Source organism: Flammeovirga yaeyamensis (assembly GCF_018736045.1).
Taxonomy (GTDB): Bacteria; Bacteroidota; Bacteroidia; order Cytophagales; family Flammeovirgaceae; genus Flammeovirga; species Flammeovirga yaeyamensis.
This window is the reverse complement of record NZ_CP076133.1, coordinates 1,250,366-1,265,569: the sequence shown is the minus strand read 5'-3', so window position 1 is coordinate 1,265,569 and position 15,204 is coordinate 1,250,366. Positions and strand designations below refer to the sequence as shown.

Annotated in this window: 12 protein-coding genes; 4 read left to right on the top strand and 8 right to left on the bottom strand. The window is 34.8% G+C overall.

Annotated elements, in window-relative coordinates:
* Window positions 1–20: 20 nt before the first annotated feature.
* On the bottom strand, window positions 21–1,940 hold the full coding sequence (locus tag KMW28_RS24905) for a cyanophycinase (RefSeq protein ID WP_169663625.1): 1,920 nt from the start codon (window positions 1,938–1,940) through the stop codon (window positions 21–23).
* Between the two features lie 387 nt (window positions 1,941–2,327).
* Between KMW28_RS24905 and KMW28_RS24900 the strand changes: the two genes are divergently transcribed.
* Window positions 2,328–3,788 (top strand): hypothetical protein, encoded by a 1,461-nt coding sequence (locus KMW28_RS24900; RefSeq protein ID WP_169663624.1) that lies wholly within the window; start codon window positions 2,328–2,330, stop codon window positions 3,786–3,788.
* 4 nt (window positions 3,789–3,792) lie between these two features.
* Here the strand turns inward: KMW28_RS24900 and KMW28_RS24895 are convergent, their stop codons facing one another.
* A complete protein-coding gene (locus KMW28_RS24895; RefSeq protein ID WP_169663623.1) occupies window positions 3,793–4,716 on the bottom strand; it encodes a sugar phosphate isomerase/epimerase family protein in 924 nt (307 codons plus the stop codon).
* A 223-nt stretch (window positions 4,717–4,939) separates the two neighbouring features.
* On the opposite strand from KMW28_RS24895, the gene KMW28_RS24890 reads away from it, so the two are divergent.
* Together KMW28_RS24890 and KMW28_RS24885 are read left to right on the top strand one after the other, a co-directional pair.
* Window positions 4,940–5,665 (top strand): outer membrane beta-barrel protein, encoded by a 726-nt coding sequence (locus tag KMW28_RS24890; protein WP_169663622.1) that lies wholly within the window; start codon window positions 4,940–4,942, stop codon window positions 5,663–5,665.
* A 112-nt stretch (window positions 5,666–5,777) separates the two neighbouring features.
* Window positions 5,778–5,990 (top strand): hypothetical protein, encoded by a 213-nt coding sequence (locus KMW28_RS24885; RefSeq protein ID WP_169663621.1) that lies wholly within the window; start codon window positions 5,778–5,780, stop codon window positions 5,988–5,990.
* A gap of 44 nt (window positions 5,991–6,034) precedes the next feature.
* Here the strand turns inward: KMW28_RS24885 and KMW28_RS24880 are convergent, their stop codons facing one another.
* The gene (locus KMW28_RS24880) at window positions 6,035–6,625 is read right to left on the bottom strand and encodes an NAD(P)H-dependent oxidoreductase (RefSeq protein ID WP_169663620.1); all 591 of its coding nucleotides are present in this window, start codon (window positions 6,623–6,625) and stop codon (window positions 6,035–6,037) included.
* Between the two features lie 101 nt (window positions 6,626–6,726).
* Here KMW28_RS24880 and KMW28_RS24875 point away from each other — a divergent pair, with 101 nt between their 5' ends.
* Entirely contained in the window at window positions 6,727–7,644 is a 918-nt protein-coding gene (locus KMW28_RS24875; protein ID WP_169663619.1) for a LysR family transcriptional regulator, read from the top strand.
* 54 nt (window positions 7,645–7,698) lie between these two features.
* Here KMW28_RS24875 and KMW28_RS24870 read toward each other — a convergent pair whose 3' ends face one another.
* The 5 genes from KMW28_RS24870 to KMW28_RS24850 all read right to left on the bottom strand — a co-directional run bounded on the left by KMW28_RS24870 (window position 7,699) and on the right by KMW28_RS24850 (window position 15,133).
* Window positions 7,699–9,123, bottom strand: a complete 1,425-nt coding sequence (locus KMW28_RS24870; RefSeq protein ID WP_169663618.1) for a PepSY domain-containing protein — start codon at window positions 9,121–9,123, stop codon at window positions 7,699–7,701.
* Window positions 9,124–9,126: 3 nt separating this feature from the next.
* Complete coding sequence (locus tag KMW28_RS24865) at window positions 9,127–11,421, bottom strand: TonB-dependent receptor (protein WP_169663617.1); 2,295 nt, start codon at window positions 11,419–11,421, stop codon at window positions 9,127–9,129.
* Window positions 11,422–11,644: 223 nt separating this feature from the next.
* Window positions 11,645–12,037 (bottom strand): hypothetical protein, encoded by a 393-nt coding sequence (locus KMW28_RS24860; RefSeq protein WP_169663616.1) that lies wholly within the window; start codon window positions 12,035–12,037, stop codon window positions 11,645–11,647.
* A gap of 182 nt (window positions 12,038–12,219) precedes the next feature.
* Window positions 12,220–13,326: an acyltransferase gene (locus KMW28_RS24855; protein WP_169663615.1), complete on the bottom strand. Its 1,107-nt coding sequence runs from the start codon at window positions 13,324–13,326 to the stop codon at window positions 12,220–12,222.
* A 241-nt stretch (window positions 13,327–13,567) separates the two neighbouring features.
* The gene (locus KMW28_RS24850; protein ID WP_169663614.1) at window positions 13,568–15,133 is read right to left on the bottom strand and encodes a hypothetical protein; all 1,566 of its coding nucleotides are present in this window, start codon (window positions 15,131–15,133) and stop codon (window positions 13,568–13,570) included.
* Window positions 15,134–15,204 lie beyond the last annotated feature (71 nt).

Genomic DNA, 15,204 nt, shown 5'->3' with positions numbered 1-15,204 from the left:
TAATTAAGCTTGGGTACCCCTTACTTAGTTGATTGTATTTTTAATGTTGTTTGTCCTCGAGATGAGAGATTTGTCACCCTAATAATCATGGGTGATACAGATTGAATTGGAAAATCAACAATTTCTTGATCTGTCGTAATATTTAGATGAACCATTCCCTGCAAATCAATTAGCTGAATATTTCTATTTGCTCTATGCTGAAAAAATAATTGATTGTGCTTCCACAGAATACTTGATGTATCCGAAGACGGAAGTGAACTGATGATATCATCAAAAGTAGGTTCGTAATTCTGGAAGTTTACCTCTTGAAGTGATATGGTATTATTGTACATCACATGAGTTCGGACATCCTGAAAACCCGCTATGGCTCTTTTACTATCCGCAGTGGTATAAGCATCAGAATAATTCTCCGTAATAATCGACGATTTCTCCCCTGTATAAGTCAAATTCCATTGATTATCGATGACCTCAAATTGTAATTCACTCTTATCGGTTAGACCTACACACCAATTGATATCCTGAGAGAATAATGCTTCCTGAAATACGGCAGTGGTATTCTCGTTGTAATCACTATTCGAAAAGAGATCAGTCATGATCATTGCTTTTTCCAATAAACCAAGTCCCTCTCTGTAGGAAAGCGTTCCAGTGTAAGCTGCATTGTCTTTAGAATACACGTTAGAAGCATACTTTTCTCCAACAAAAGGAATGGCCTCGTCGAAAACATGTACTTTTGTCTCACTACTTTTCATCGCATTCCATACTAAATGAAGTACCGAATTTTCTTCTTTAAAATCATCTAGTAAAGATGAATCAATCGGAAGTAAAACCACCTCTTTGGTAGCCATCAACTGTGTTCTAAAATCCTCTAAATTTGATGATGGAAAATTGCGAATGTCCAAAACCAATAGTTGATCATCGGAAGTTTTATCCACTGTTGTCTTAATTCCATCATACACCAAAAGCGTTTTTGATGTTAAACCTTCTAAAATTGAAAGGTAATTAGCACCATTATACAGTGTAACGTTACTGGATGATATATTAGAATTATACAATTTATCAATCGAATCCGTAGAGGTTTTTTCCTTCTTATTGATATCAAATTGTTGTCCATTTACACAGCTAATCAAACTTGTATTTGATAACTGTAACGGGTGGCTTTTATCAATGTTATGAGAAGAATTTAACTCGATAAATGTAACTGCTCCTGTTCCATGAACAGTACCAATTCTATTTTCATCAATACATAAAGCGGTACGATCGTCCACCCCTATTCCCAAAACATTTTGGTTGGGTTGGTGAATATTCCAATAGGCTAACATACTGACTAATCGAGGCATTCTACCACGTTCAGCAAAGTGTGTGTCGACCATTGTATTTGGTAATACATTTAGAAAATCATCTGCAAACGTAAAATAACGAGCATCCATAGACGACAAACCGTCTTCTGGATAAAGACTACCGTTATCCGCTGTATATACTATTGAAGATAAGATCGCCATTCCTGCAGAAGTACCTCCAAGTACTGCTCCCTTATCAATTTTCTCAAGTAATAGTGACTTAAAAGCCGTGTTGTTGTAAAAGTTATAATATCTGTTTTGATCACCACCTTTAAAGAAAAACCCATCATACGCCTCCAATTCGGCTATTAATTGAGTATCTTCCGCCCCAGTACGATCAATCTTAAAGTCCTTTGCTTCTTCTGCCCCGAGTGATATAAAATAATTGCTTAACCAATCACTTTCCACTTCAGCGTATGAGATAATTGCTATTTTTTTGTTCATGGACTGATCCACAAACCATTGATAAGGTTCGTCTGACCAACCACCGTTTTCTTCGCTTCCACCACCTACTAAAAGTAAGGGTGAATTTTGAGCGAACAAACATGAACTAAACAAAGAAGATACAAGGACAGCTAATAATAAATAGTAGTTCTGTCTCATGAATCAAAAATGAATGTTGATTTGAAAGAGAAAAAGAAAAAATATGTGATTATAAAAAAGAGGTATGAATCCTTAATCAGCAGTTGAAGATAGGCTGTAATCCTTGTAATCCTAGATCCTTACAAGGTAAAATGAAGGGCGATATGTTTCTTAAATTGAAAGCCATTTGTTTAATTATCTAACGCAATAAAGTAAATAAATTATAACAACGCAAGTGCTTTGTTACTTTTTATTCACATCTTGTTAAAATTCAATTTTTATTCTGCATAAAAGCAGGTTTTTGCCAAATATTCTTTTCACTAACTTTAACGAACTTAGTTACAACGATTCATCAAAAAGTCCTTTCTTTATAGTACGATCTACTTAAAACTAATTAATGTTACTCTTATGAAATACTTCATTCTAATACTATCTATCCTTCAATGTTCTATTGCTTTTGCTCAAAGTGATGAATTCAAAATTTATCAAAACGGTTTGATTTATAATGACACCACTATGCATCAATTGCAAGTAATTGTCGATTCAATTAATCTGGATTTTAATCGATGTGATTTGGATCGGGAGTATTTAAGTGTTGCTACTGCTAAAGGGATATCGTTTAATGTGGCAAAAGAGGATGTCAATGCCGCTTATGAGGATTTAAAAAATGGTATAGGGTTTCAACAATTAGTTAAGAAATACCCCAATACTAAAATTAATGAAGAACGCATATTTAGGAGGTCACATCATAAAATTTGGAGAAAGGATAAGGTAGGAACAAAGTTTACAGATATTTTAAATGACAAACGCCTTATGGGATTTGATTCAGCCTATATTGATTCACAAGTAAAAGGAGAAACACTTTTTGCTTTTGAAGAAAAATCAAAATACTCAGATGCATCATTAAAAGGCATTTATTTTATCACAGAATTTGAATCTTTATCACTCCCAAAGAAATATGCTCGTATGGTACAGTATTCTGAATGTATGATTGATACTACTGCTAGAATTCTTTTGAGTGATGCAGAAAACAATAAATACAACGAGTGGGAAAGAGGTCCTAAGATAGAGGCATTTTATCAGTTTATCGATACTGGTTTACCTGATTACCCAAAAAAAAGCAAAAAGGAAACGTATAAAGAATTTGGTATTAGGCGAAATGAATACCTTGAAGAACAAAAAATAGTAAGGGAACAAAATAGTCAGCGATCAGAGTTCCAAAAATATTTACTGGAGGCTATTAATGAAGGACTAACAGAGGGTGGTTCAACTGAAAGTTTTGAAGCATTGGTTGGTCAATACTACTCCAAAGAAACAGAGCTTCAACTAAAAAGAAGCAGAGAAGTTTGGGGACAATGTTCTATGGATTCTCGCCCAAGGGATCATGCCTTCGAGATTGCACAACTATCTGCAGAAACAATCAACTGGGAAATTTTCTTGAGAGCACATATGGATATCATGAACGATAATTTTTCAAGAATGTCGGATGGTAGTTATGCACAAGGAGCTAGAAATACCTATATCAAAGAGTTAGAGGAGCTCAATTTTAATGTTAAGGATTTGCTATTGGGCATCACTCTAAGAGTAGAAAACTGTGGACCCAAACATTATTATGGGAGTATTCGTCGATTAGGGCGTGCTTTGGCAGAGACGAAATATCAAGAAGATATTGAACAGGAAATGTTGAGTATGATTAAAGACGAGTCACTGGATACTTACAATCGTATTCTGATCTATTATTTACACCTCAATTATATCTATTATTTGGATGAAACTGTCAATAAAGATGAAAAAGTGAAGGAGTTGTATTTGGCGAAGAAGACTTTTCCTAAGAATATCAGAGATGAATTGCAGGAGTTTAATGAGTGATTTTTTAGGTGATTTCTCTAAGAAAATTGATACTCTTTTGGATGCTTTCTAGAGGTGCTTCTGCATGATCTTGCTCTACAAAACAACTTTTGATTTTCTGTCTTGAGGCTTCTTTTAATATGGATTGGAACTCAATTATCCCTTCTCCTAAAGCCACGAATTGTTCGTGTGGCATCGTCTGATCATCAAATTGTATATAATTGGTGTTCTTTAATTCCTTTAGGTGAAGGTGGCTTATTCTTCCATCAAGTTGTTGCATCATTTTTAAAGGATCCAACCCTGCCGCTTTCACCCAGAAAACGTCTAATTCAAATTTCACTAATTCGGGATCTAATCGGTCGACAAGTACTTGAAATGGAGTTATTCCTTGTTCGTCTTTGAACTCAAACGCATGGTTATGATAGGATAATGTAATATCAGCTTGCTGACACAACTCTCCCATTTTATGAAGTGCATCCACCCATTTTTTATAATCTTCTACTGATCGTTCTTCTGGGAAGAGATATCCAAAAGTGAGGTTCTTCAGTCCAAGTTTATGGGATAGTTCTACTAAGGATTCCACATCGCTTACTCCTTTTATTTTCTGAATTCCTCTGGAGTTGGCCAATTCCCAATTATTGGTGAGATAAGTCCATTGGAAAAAAGTACTTCTAATTTCTAAGTCAACATCATTTGCTTGATCTTTTATGGACATCACTTGAGGAAGATTCATTCCTTCCAACTGTTGGTAACCAAAATCAGAAATGCTTTGTAATGTTTTTGTTAAATCTCTTGAAAGCTCATTCCTTACCGTCCAAAGCTGAAGACCAATGTTGTCGATATACTTTTTTGTAAAATCATCCATAGAAAAAATAGATTGTGGAATTAATGTGGATCCGATAAAAGAGGTAAAAAGTTGTTTGATTATTTGTCGTCTTGAATACTGCATTTTTGTTAGGTTTATTGGTATTACAAAGTTAATCATCAGAATTGAGGTAAACTATTGATATTGTTGCATGAAGTAGAAAAGATGTAGCAAAATTTAATTTGTATGCTTGTGATAATGACAGATACTGAATAAATTTTAATTGATCTTTATTTTCCCTAAATTAAAATGTATTTAAAATAGTAATACCAAAAACACGGCATTTCACCAAAATCAACATTTTGATATGAACATCAAAAACTTAACAATTACTTTACTCTTTTTTATTTTTAGCACAACTATTTGCAACGGTCAAGCCGCCATACTTGTACTCATCTTCGGAGATAAAGTAGCTTCAGAAAACTTCCATTTAAGTTTAGATGTTGGGGCAAATACTTCTTTTTATCAGAATGCCCCTGGAGATGTACAGATTGGATGGAACTTTGGATTGGGTACACATACCAAGATATCTGATAAGTTTCAATTGGTAGCTGAATTTAAAATGATCAGTGATCGTAGTCGAAGAAATACTCCTAAGATATTACCTGTTCCCAATTTCGCCGATTCACTAATTTCAGAAATCAATACTTCTTGGTCGGTCAGATATTTTGATGTCCCTATCTTAGTGCGATATTCGGTATCGGATAGTTGGCATTTTGGTACTGGCCCACAATTTTCGTTTTTAAATCAGGCAACGGAAATAACAGAATTAGATCTAAAAAATGGGAATGAAGCGACCATAAATCAGGATATCAAAAACTCTTTTCGAAGTGTGAATTATAATTGGGCTTTTGAGGTGGTCAAAAGTTTTGGAAAAGTTCGGGAAGGAAAAGGTCTCGATTTAAGATTGAGATATGTCATGGGGTTATCAAATAGTTTTAGCGATAATGTCTCTTTAAGTTCTAATATTAATGTATTACAATTTATTGTGACAATTCCTTTTATTGAGGTGCCTGTCCCAAAGAGTAACTAATTCAAATATTACTTATTGCTATGAATTTCAATATTATACTAACATTATAACTTATTGTAATTAAACTCATCCAAAGATTAAATCGTATATTTGTGTATAAAAGAAAATAATTATGAAAGTTATATTAGATATTGATGATAAAAGAGTTCCTTTTTTTATGGAGCTTTTAAAGAGCTTAGACTATATAGATATCATAAAAGAGGTAGAGGATAAGGAAAAAGGTAAAGCCATTCAAAATTTAACCGAAGCATTTAATGATGTGAAGTTATATGAAGAGGGTAAGAAATCACTCAAATCAGCGAAAGATCTATTCTATAATGAATAAACCCCACAAAAAACATTGCGGGGTTTTATATTTTTCATCATTCTCTAGAAACTCAACTCTTCTAAAAACTGATTATATTTTTCTAATTCTTTTGGAACGTCTGCATTCTTTTCCATATCGTAAAAATGATGTGTATCTACCAATTCCATTCCTGTAAAAGCATTCATTCTATGGAAACCAAACATTACTCCTTCATCGACACTTTTTTGTTGGAAGAACTCATTTTCCATGGTAAAGGCTGTATGAGGAGCATTCCAACTAGTAGTCAACACATATTTTGTCCCTTGTAACATCCCTCCTGTCCCATAATTAATATCCGGATTTTTACGGCTTCTTCCATCGTGTTTATAAATACCGTTTTGATGTCCGGCTGTAAATACTTGATCAATATATTCTTTAAACCCGTTAGGTACTTGGAACCACCAAATTGGAACGTGATAAATGACAACATCGGCCCATTTAAAGTTTTCAACTTCTTTCATTGGATCATATTCGTCCCCTATTTGAGTTGTTCTAACTTCTATATCTTCCTTTGATGAATAATAATTACTGGTAAACTCTAGCAATGTTTTATTAAATCTTCCTCCTGAATGAGCGAATGGGTGTGCGGCGTTAATTATAAATATATTTTTCATGTCTTTGATTATTTTAATATGACACAAAAGTACAGCACTCTTTACTATCATAAAAATAATACATTTCATACCTTTGTATTAATATTTTAATAGATAATATTATGGTCAATTTAGAATGGTATAGAACTTTCAAAGAAGTCTATGAAAATGGAACACTAACAAAGGCTGCCAACGCACTTTATTCTTCTCAACCTGGGGTAAGTGTCCACTTAAATGCTTTAGAAGCCTATATTGGTAAAAAGCTTTTCGAACGAACTACTCGTAAAATGATTCCTACTGAGGAAGGGAAGTTTTTGTATGAATACATCATCAATTCAATTCTTAAATTGGAGAAGGCTGAACAGCATTTTCGCCGATCTTCCAAGGAACGAAAACCATCGGTACATATTGGCATGTGTTCTGAAATGTTTCAATTGGTTTTGGAAAACAAAGTGCCCGATTTAGAATTTGATTTAATTGCCAAGTTCGGAAGTCATATCGACCTCATTAAAGATTTGAGTAATGGTTTGCTGGATTTAGTCATTACACCCAAAACTCCTGATACCAAAAAGGCTTTGGTGACTTATACATCCTTTGCCAAGGAAAGAATTGTTTTAGTCGCTGGAAACAATGTCGATACCACTGAGATCGATCGACTAATTGAAGAAGGCAATTGGAAAGAATTGGATGGAGTGCTTCAATCCAAAACTTGGTACAGTGCCTCTAATGAAATGGAGCATTTTAGACGCTTTTGGTTCGAAAATTTAGGAAAAAAACCAGTATTTAAACCCAATTATATCCTTCCTAATATTAGCTCAATTATTCGATGTTTATATCAAGCAGAAGGGATGGCATTGGTACCAGATTTTCTATGCAAAAAAGATATCGTAGAAGGTAAAATCAAATTGGTTTGGGAAGGTAAAGTAGCCACAGAAAACACCTTACATTTTGCGACAAGATCAGATTTAAAATACAAAAAAGAACTGAATTATATCGAAGATATTTTCATTCATAAGTTTGAAGAAATAAGACATATGTAAAATTGGTTTGTACTCAGATTATCATCAATATAAGTACAAACCAATGGCTAAATATTAGATCACAAATTCCTTTTTTCTTCTATTTCTTTTCTTCTTCTTTTTGATATTGATATACATCCAAAATCCTAAAAGAGCAACTAAGAAATTCCCTAATGCAAAAGTGGACATAATCGTATCTCTAGCTCCTTTTCCCAGAAAATCAAATAGATGATACTTATGAAAATAGGCAAAAATAAATCCCGATAAGGCCGCTTTATCTTCGATAATAGCACCTACAAAACTTGTCTTTGTATCGATATACCAACGTGGATTTCCTTCACCAACAAATTGTACTTTTTGAACAGGCAACAACTTATTGATAAAGCCATATTCGTTTTCAAATTTATAGTAAGAAGTGATTGATTTCACCTCTGAAAGTCCACTGTACTGTTTTGCCAATTGAACCGCATACACACTATCTCCTTGCATCAACTCTTCTCCGGTATTAGCATCAAAATATCTTTTAGAAACGGCTCTCCCTTTCTTGTAATGTACTTGATAATAAGGATGGTCATTCACCTTAACCGGCTGATAGTTCAACCATCCTTTAGGAAAATCAACCTCTTTTTTCAACTCCTCTTTAGAAAAAGAAATATCACTTTTATACGACGTCTTATCTAATGCATTGTATTTTGGAAGCATGTGCATAAAGGCGCTTAAAGCAAACAACAGAAGAGTGAAGGATAAAGCGATACCTAACGATCGATGCAATCTTCTTTGCCAAGGAATTCGAGAAGTATCTTGTTTTTGATACATTTTCCTAAACTTAGTGTACACCAAAATTCCGGTCACCCCTGCCACAAAAGTAATACTGATAAATAAACCTAACACCATCAAACGGAAGGTAGTATTAAAATCTAAAAACGTCCAACTGTGTGCCCACAAGAAAAATTGTTGGAAAACACTTCGAATATGATTGGTTGCATAGGTCATCTGATCGGTATTGACATCAATAAATACCCTTAACCCATCCATTCTTTGATAGGATACTTTATATACCGGAAGTATTCTCGCAATTTTTACATATTCGTTAGAGAACTCCTTTTGCTCTTCTATAGAAGTGATTTTTGAGGCATCATCTTCTGAATATAAACCTGCTAAATAAGTGGCATAGGTAAGGTCTCCATTTTGAAGAACCTCTCCAGAAAGTAGGTTTACATAGATATTTTTGTTCTCCCTTTTTACTTGATAAAAAAGAGTAGAATCGAGAAGTACCAACCGGAAAGACTGAATGTCTTCCCAGTGGTGTAGCGTCATGATTGAATCGATCGAAAGTGCTTGATCATCCAATTCCTTCACATCTGTATTGATTGCCAAACGTTGTTTTACATTTGGTTTAAAATTCGACATCAAAGGGTGCATTACTCCGCTCAACGTCCAAGCTAAAACAGGTAATAAAGCGATTAAGCTTAACTTTCTATGCAGTTGATATAAATTCATTGGTTATTTGTTTTTGCTAATTGTATATCCGATACCAATTTGAAAAGTACGAGGTGCACCTAAGTTGTAATTTTCTCCCCAAGCAGATTTTGATACTCTTGTGGCATACAACTCGTCTGTTACATTCATGATATTTACCCAAGTATCGAATCCTTTAAACTGATACCCGAAACGTAAATTAAACAAATGGTAGCCCTCATATTTTTTGGTATTTTGATTATCCATGTAATACTCACTCACTTTTTGGAATTCCAATGCAGCTCTAAATCCTTTTAAGAATTTAGGTTTGTAGGTCAATTCCATATTTGCTACCCAATTTGGTGCATTGGCCATCGTATTCCCTGAAAGGTCTTCAGTTCCAGTATCAAACTGCTCAAAAGTATGTTCTGCATAACTTCCTCCTACTCTTAAGAAAAGCTGTGCAATTGGTTTGAAATGCAAGGCCGCTTCAACTCCTTCATGATTAGTAGATCCTGCATTTTCGTTCTCATAAGAACCGTCGTCTTGCAACACAGAAACGATTTCGTTTTCCCCATTCATGTTGTAATATGCTAATTCTAGGTAACCCAAACCTTTTGGTAATTCATACCAAGACCCTACTTCTGCATTGTTATAATATGATGGTTCTAAAGTAGGTACTTTCACTCCCCTATATAATTCTGATACTTGAGGAGGCATGAAACCAACACTATAGTTCGCATAAAATCCTAACCCGTTTAACAAGGTATAGGTCGCTCCAATTCTTGGAGTCACTGCATTAAAATAGTTGATGGAATTAGGCGCTCCTGAAAAAGCGTTCTCGTCTAAATTGTTCTTATAATCGTACTTAAAGTGATCCGAACGAACTCCAGCAGTAATAAATAAACGATCTACAGGGTTCACCTCAACTTGAGCATACAAACCCGTATTTAATAAGTTGGTTTGATAATCTGATAATACCGAATCTGTTTCAGTATAACCCACATAACGACCTGTTTCATCTCGATCAACATCAATATAATTGGCCCAGAATGCCGTTGGACTATAATCGATACTTGCCCCAATTCTAATGGTTGTTTTCAAAGAAGGAATTTTCTGATTATGTTGAATCACTCCGCCATAACTTTGGAAAGAACTCTCATTTACTTCACCTTTTGCCACTGCAGGATTTCCCCAATCATTCTTGATTCTATAACTCGGAATCTGTCCTAAAGTATTGGTTCTAAAGAAGGCTTTTGCTACAGTTTTACTATTTTCACTCCACACCTTATCTACTGTAAATGTTGACCTCCAAAGTTCGATTTCTCTTTTAGTGAAGTTATGAAGTGACGTAAAGTCTCTATCATAAAATGAGGTACTATCCAAAGAAGAACCCATATCAGAATAATACTTCATGTAAGTAGTATTTGATGTTAATTTTAAGCTTTCATTCACTTGATATTGAAGCACAGCTGAAAGAATTGTTTTATCAAAATCACTATGATCTAAATACCCATTTTCTCTTTTTGCAGAATATCCACCTACACTAACACCTAACTTTCCATCGTTAGTTGATCCTTCTACTACGGCATCAATTCTTTGATATCCATAAGAATCTCCTCTTAACTGCACCTTAGCTGTCGGGACTAAAGAAGGTGTTTTTGTAATAATATTGATTGCTCCACCAATGGCTTCAGACCCATACAAAGCGGAAGCTGGACCTCGAATCACTTCAATATTTTGAGCAACTGCCATGTTCATCTCATTCAAAGCATTGTGGTTAAAAATACCTGTTGGACGAATCGGAAGTCCATCTTCCATATACAAGAACAAACTCTTGGTCGACATCGGTTGTCGAATAGCCATCATGTGTTGTTCGCTACCAAGGTCAGCCATCACAACACCTGCCACTTTATTGATGACTTGTTCTAAGGATTGTACTTTTGATTCTTCCAACATTGTTGCTCCAATAGAAGTGATGGCCATGGGTGCTTCCTCCCTCTTTTGGGCATCTCTACTTGCAGAAACAATCACTTGATTCAATACATAATCATCTTGCTGCATTGAAATCGTTTCACCCACCTCTTTTGCTTTGATTGAAAGGGTGGTATAGCCAAGCATTTTAATAAGAATGATATCCTCATAATCTACTTCCAAAGTATAATTTCCTTTGGCATCAGTGACTGTATAATTATTGTTTTTCTGATTAACCACTACCGCACCTATCAAAGGATCTTTTGATAAATCATCTTGTACTAAACCTTTGATGACTAAATTTTGGGCATGAAGAGAAGTGATGCTCAAAATCAAAAGAAGAGCACCTAAAAATTGCGTTTTCATTGCTATTTTATTTGGACATAACGATCTACTATCACTTTTGAATACGCTTTAAAACGTACGAATTCAATAGCCCAGAAAGATGGTTATGAAATGATGTAAAAAATAAAGGGTGTAACGACCTGGAGATAAAAAACGATTATCTCAAAAAATATAAGGTCTGACTATTGGACATAGTCGTCCCTACCATAAAAATGATGTTTAAAAAGTCGTATAGGGAGTTGAATTAGACGATGGGAGGATGGAAAATCGAAGCAATAAAGTCCCCATCCACTGTTTCGTCCACTAAAAGAGGCAATTGGTGGATATTATCCATTGTACCCTTATCAGAAAACATAAAAATGGAAAGTAAAAGAGGTTCAGATACCACTTCTTTCAGAGAGTTTTCCTTTTCGCTACTACTTGTCTCTGTAGTAGCTTCTGCTAACTTAGATTTTAGCTGACATCGCCCCCCACAAACCTGTGGAAGGTCTGTTCGGTTTTTGTTCAAGCACAAAACGTTCGCATAAAAATCCTGACGCATTTTAAAGTCCATATAAACCAATGGGCCATAAATCGTCTGAAGAAATACGATCGATGCTAGAAAAAAAGTAACTGATATGTTCAGTTTGTTCATCATTAGGGTGTGCTTAAATTAAGAGCAATGCAAATATACAAAGTGAATTGAAAAGGGATAAGTAATTTAGAAAAAATCTAAAGGCATTTTTCAGATGAAATGATAAGTCGCTTAACTGTCGATAAATAAAAATGAGTCTAAGAAATTCGTACTCCTTAGACTCATTAAATGATGATGACTTTATACTATCCGATAAAATATTTACTCTTTGGTAAGTAAGAAAGAATTTTCACCAATACATTACTAGCCACCCATGTCAATATTGTTACCAATAAAATAGATATTGGAGTAGAGTAACCTAAAGGCTGAACAATGTACGTCCAAGATAATCCCACAAAGAATAAGTGAGAAAGATAGACCCCATAACTTAATCGTGATAATTCTTTTACTACACTATATACTTTTTCATTCTTTATGTTGATAGTTCTAATCAGCATAAATAAGCCGATCGTCATCAAAATAACGTTTGGTGTACAGAATCTCCAAGCCATCTCGACTAAATAAATCTCTTTGGTCTGAGAAACAAAGTGACCAAATAAAATAGCTGTAATCGCATAGCCAATCCCAAAAATGATCAAGCCTATAATTCTACTTTGCTTATGATTTAAATGCACAAACTTTCGGAAATAAAAGGCCAAGACCACAAAGCCTAAGTGACCCGAAAAATACCAAAGTGAATGGAATTCGTTCCAGAAAACTTCACCAAAGACACCATCAGGAAATGCCAATTTTAAATAATGATGGAAACTTGATAGGAACCATAATACTAAATAAAATTCTATAAAACGTTTTGAGGCACTCTTTAACCAAGGGGAAATAATTGGCAAGAATAAATAAACGCCCACAAGCATATAAATAAACCAAAGGTGTCCTGATTCTAAGTTGAAATTATGTAATAGGGTCGTCAACTTTGTTTGCATCACTGCAAAAGTATCGGCTCCAAAGAAATAAGGAACTACAGCATATAACACCGACCACACAGCAAAAGGCACAAGAATTCTAGTAAAACGTTTGGTATAAAATTCTTTTGATGATGCTTTTACAGGAACCAATAAATACCCTGAAGCCATCACAAATAAAGGAACACATGCTCGTAGAGGGCTACTCATATAAGTCACCCAAAATTCGTCTCCAGGTTTTATGGAAACATGGTCTACTGCTAAATAGAATAATTCAATGGCATGCACCATTAATACCATTGTAATTGAAATCACCCTAAGATAATCAAGAAATTCTATTCGTTGAACGGGTTTAGCTTGATCAATAGTAGGCGAAGTTTTAAGATCGTTCATTTTCATATTTTATAAGTAATGTATTCAACTTTAGAGATTGAATATGTTGTAGTATAGTAACTTTTCAATAAGTATTGAAAGCAATTGTTATGTTTTAGAATACTAATTAAATCGATTTTTAGTTACAGAAATTAACTTAATTAAATGTTTATTTAAAATTTTAACCAAATGGTTAAACAATAGTAATAACAAAGAGCCACTCCATATGGGGTGGCTCTTTTTTTTGTAAATTTTGAACTAACTATCTCCTCGATCGTGAGGGTGAAGCTGTTCGAGTCGCCGGACGAGTCGTAGTCGATCTCGAAGGCGATGTCGTTGTGGAGCGGTTATACGATTTGTTCGTATTACTACTCGATCTATTCATGTTAGAAGGTCTCGTGGTTGAACTTCTATTTGTTGTCGACGATTTCTTCATCGAACTATTTGACTTATTGTTCGTGCTTGGCCTTGTCGACTTGTTCTTGTTCACGTTCGAAGAACTTCGGTTGTTGTTCGAAGGTGATTGCTGTTTTGTATAACTACTATTTTTGTTATTTGTTTTGTTCCGGTAGTTATAACTCGGTACACTCACCTTATTATTCTGAACATTCGATTTATTACCTGATTTCTGAGAAGACGTTTTCCAATCCTTCTGTACTTGTCGACCCGTAGACGTTTTTCCTGTTCTCTTATCATTAGTACTCGGAGAAGCCGGTCTTGTCGCCTTATCTTTTGATACACTTCGATCATTCGTACTCGGCCTAGTCGATTTCTCTTGATACGTATTATAATTCGAAGAATTCGCCTTTCTATCATTTGTTGATGGCTGAGCAGGCTTCTCAGATTTATCTTTACTCACCTTGTCGTTTGTTACCGGCTTGTTTGATTTATCTGAAGTAGTCGGCTGACTCGGTTTTACAGACTTGTCCTTTGCCTTGTTATCAGCAGTAGAAGGTCGGTTAGCTTTATCCATTCCTTTATTATCTGATGTAGCCGGACGAGTAGATTTGTCCTTTGCTTTGTTATCAGAAGTAGTAGGTCGATTCGCTTTATCTTTCACCTTGTTATCTGATGTTACCGGCTTTAACTGACTCGCATTAGAAATATCTTTATGACGTTTATCAAACGACTTGTTTGGATATTGCTTCGCATAGTCCATTCTTCTCGCCTTCTTCTGCATATTCGCCGCTCTATGAGACCTTCTTACAGTGGTGTGTCTGTAGGTATGTCTATGATGAATATTGATATTCACCCTTACATTATTTCTATAATAAGGTACCGGATAAGGTCTCCAAGGTCTATAAAATGGAGGATAATAACCCCAGTAATAAGGCGATCTCCATGGGTGGTAATAAGGTCCCCAAAACCATACATAAATAGTTGGACGGTGAACATATACTGGTTCAACAATGTAATTCGAACCGTACATATACACATCTCCTACCACCTGAACTTGAGTTTCCCCTTTTTCGTCTTTCACAACATCAATAACAGCAACGTCTTGGTATTGATCCTGACCAATTACTGCTTGAATAGTGACAACGTGTGTATCTTTTTTGGAAGTATCGACTACTCTAAGGTAATCCACCTCCCCATCATTATTTAAATCTAGATTTGAGATTTGTTTCTCGGGATCGTTCAATCTATTTTCGAAGTCTTCTAGATCCTTAGATTCACCAAACACAGCCGCTACAACTTCTAAGTCTAAATTCTGACTAATTTCGTCGTCTGTAGCAGTAACTGTTGTGACATCTTGAGCATTAGCAAAACTAAAAATACTCAATAGAAACAATGTTAATCGGATTGATTTGGTATAGATCGTCTTCATAATGTAGTTTCTTTAATGATAATTTGATAATCGGTTTTAGTTAAATGTTCGCTGCAGAAATATCCTCATAG

Bases quoted from the DNA above. Each gene is read 5' to 3' on its own strand.
- KMW28_RS24905 (WP_169663625.1), bottom strand. From the start codon at position 1,940: ATGAGACAGAACTACTATTTATTATTAGCTGTCCTTGTATCTTCTTTG.
- KMW28_RS24900 (WP_169663624.1), top strand. From the start codon at position 2,328: ATGAAATACTTCATTCTAATACTATCTATCCTTCAATGTTCTATTGCT.
- KMW28_RS24895 (WP_169663623.1), bottom strand. From the start codon at position 4,716: ATGCAGTATTCAAGACGACAAATAATCAAACAACTTTTTACCTCTTTT.
- KMW28_RS24890 (WP_169663622.1), top strand. From the start codon at position 4,940: ATGAACATCAAAAACTTAACAATTACTTTACTCTTTTTTATTTTTAGC.
- KMW28_RS24885 (WP_169663621.1), top strand. From the start codon at position 5,778: ATGAAAGTTATATTAGATATTGATGATAAAAGAGTTCCTTTTTTTATG.
- KMW28_RS24880 (WP_169663620.1), bottom strand. From the start codon at position 6,625: ATGAAAAATATATTTATAATTAACGCCGCACACCCATTCGCTCATTCA.
- KMW28_RS24875 (WP_169663619.1), top strand. From the start codon at position 6,727: ATGGTCAATTTAGAATGGTATAGAACTTTCAAAGAAGTCTATGAAAAT.
- KMW28_RS24870 (WP_169663618.1), bottom strand. From the start codon at position 9,123: ATGAATTTATATCAACTGCATAGAAAGTTAAGCTTAATCGCTTTATTA.
- KMW28_RS24865 (WP_169663617.1), bottom strand. From the start codon at position 11,421: ATGAAAACGCAATTTTTAGGTGCTCTTCTTTTGATTTTGAGCATCACT.
- KMW28_RS24860 (WP_169663616.1), bottom strand. From the start codon at position 12,037: ATGATGAACAAACTGAACATATCAGTTACTTTTTTTCTAGCATCGATC.
- KMW28_RS24855 (WP_169663615.1), bottom strand. From the start codon at position 13,326: ATGAACGATCTTAAAACTTCGCCTACTATTGATCAAGCTAAACCCGTT.
- KMW28_RS24850 (WP_169663614.1), bottom strand. From the start codon at position 15,133: ATGAAGACGATCTATACCAAATCAATCCGATTAACATTGTTTCTATTG.